This is a genomic window from Polaromonas sp. P1_E3 (genome assembly GCF_056405935.1).
Map to the genome: position 1 here is coordinate 1 of NZ_JBFUBD010000553.1, position 1,473 is coordinate 1,473.

Annotated in this window: 2 protein-coding genes; one reads left to right on the forward strand and one right to left on the reverse strand. The window is 56.4% G+C overall.

Annotated elements, in window-relative coordinates:
• Nucleotides 1–472 (reverse strand): hypothetical protein (locus AC1D0Z_RS21600; RefSeq protein ID WP_477660202.1); only part of this gene is annotated, 472 nt, incomplete at its 3' end.
• A gap of 306 nt (nt 473–778) precedes the next feature.
• Between AC1D0Z_RS21600 and AC1D0Z_RS21605 the strand changes: the two genes are divergently transcribed.
• Nucleotides 779–1,473, forward strand: a 695-nt coding sequence (locus AC1D0Z_RS21605; protein WP_477660203.1) for a Bug family tripartite tricarboxylate transporter substrate binding protein, incomplete at its 3' end; no start/stop codon positions are given.

The following is a 1,473-nucleotide window of genomic DNA, read 5'->3' on the forward strand; positions in this document are numbered from 1 at the left end:
GCGATGTAGTCACACCRCTTTTCATGCCAAAGCAGCTGGTCGTCTTGAGCTTGGCGAGCACTTTGGCTTGATCAGCGGGAGGAAGCGTCTTCAGCTCGACGGGTTTGCCGTCCTTGACCGTCCCGATGTCAGCCAGAATCAGTACAGCCGACTGGATCGGGTCCATGTTGACCGCCACCGGCTTATAGCCCGAGGCAAGACCGACCACGGGGTTGCCATAGACCCAGCATGGTGGAGCCGGTTTCTTGACGGCTGTCAAAACATCCTGCGTCTCCCGGATGTTGAGCACTGGCGTGACCGACAGCCCCGTCGGACGGACAAAGTCAACGAGTTCTTTCAGGGCACTTTCGGTTTGCGAGGCTCCTTCGCCCCGGATCACCTGCGGATTAAGGTAAAGCCCGCCCTCGCACTGTTGCGCCTGCGCGGTCAAACCACAAAAAAACAAAGCCACCAGCAACAATGCGTTTTTCATGGCTATTACCTTTCAAAACATTTTGTGTTCCAGTCATCGCCATGGAACGAAGCGCCAGCCCTGTTGAAATTCATGGTATCGGCGATGTGACACTTTCCTCCTAGGGAGATACGCTATCAAGCGCCAGCCATGGAGYAAAAAAGCTCGGGACAAACCCTAGAGGACATCGAAAATCCCACAAACTTGACCCCTGTCAAGAGTTTTTCGCCCACTTGGTAAGACCATACGCGTGCAATATGCTCCGGCCAGGAATCAGTAGAGAAGTTCCAAGCCAAAACAGAGTTACCCAATACAGGAGACAACGTGATGAAAACCAGATTTGCGAGCATCAGGAATAAATTGACCGCGGCGGGGACATGCGTCATCGCGGCGGCAACACTGACGGCCTTCCCGGCCCAAGCGGCCTGGGAGCCTACCAAGCCGGTGGAGTTTGTAGTGCCTGCGGGTACCGGCGGCGGAGCCGATCAAATGGCCCGGCTGATGCAAGGCATCATCATCAAGCACAAGCTGATGAAAGAGCCGCTGATTGTTGTCAACAAATCGGGCGGCGCCGGCGCGGAAGGCTTCCTTGAGGTCAAGGGAGCCAAAGGCGACCCGCACAAGATCATCATCACGCTCTCCAACCTCTTCACCACTCCCCTGGCCACGGGTGTTCCTTTCAACTGGCGCGACATGACACCCGTGTCCATGATGGCGCTCGACCAGTTCGTTTTGTGGGTCAATGCAGAAAATCCAGCCAAGACTGCCAAGGACTACCTGGCAGCTGTGAAAGCTGCGGGGCCCAGCAAAATCAAGATGGGTGGTACCGGCTCCAAGCAGGAAGACCAGATCATTACCGTCGGCATTGAGCGAGCCACGGGCACGAAATTTATCTATGTCCCCTTCAAAGGCGGTGGCGAAGTGGCGGTGCAGCTGGTCGGCAAACATGTCGACTCCTCCGTCAACAACCCGATCGAGGCTGTTGCCCAGTGGCGCGCCAATCAGCTCCGGGCCCTGTGCGT